The 466-nt window shown below is 64.6% G+C and carries 1 protein-coding gene; it reads right to left on the bottom strand.

Annotated elements, in window-relative coordinates:
• Positions 1–133: 133 nt before the first annotated feature.
• Positions 134–466, bottom strand: a 333-nt coding sequence (gene lepB / locus AACY49_RS30780; RefSeq protein WP_339528070.1) for a signal peptidase I, incomplete at its 5' end; no start/stop codon positions are given.

A 466-nucleotide genomic window follows, 5' to 3' on the forward strand; every position in this document is an offset into this window, starting at 1 on the left:
CGGTCGCCCAGAAATTCGAGCCGCTCATAATTCGCTGCGGCCTGACTGCCATGCGTCAGCGCGCGTTCGAACGGTATCAGGTCGAGCGGGGCGTGGCCCAGCGCCGCGGTCAGCCAGTCGTGCAGCGTGTTGCTCAAAAACCTGCCCCGATCCGGCTCCAGCGCGCCGCCGAAAACCACGTCCACGGCAGGAACCAGTTGGCCGAACCATCGGTCGAGAAGAACGACAAGACTGCCTTGCCCTCGACGCGCTCCATCGGCACCATGCCCATGCCTTCGGGCGGATCGAAGCGGCTGTCGCCGCTGTCGTCGCGATTGTCGCCCATCACGAAGATATGCCCGGCGGGGACGGCATAGACGCCAGTCTCATCGGCATTGGGCTGCTCGCCCCGGTCGAGCACGTTGTAGCTTTTGCCGTTCGGCAGCGTCTCACGGAATTGCTGATAGCGGCAGATCGGGGTGCCGTT

The organism is Pseudomonas sp. EL_65y_Pfl2_R96, assembly GCF_963970905.1.
GTDB lineage: Bacteria > Pseudomonadota > Gammaproteobacteria > Pseudomonadales > Pseudomonadaceae > Aquipseudomonas.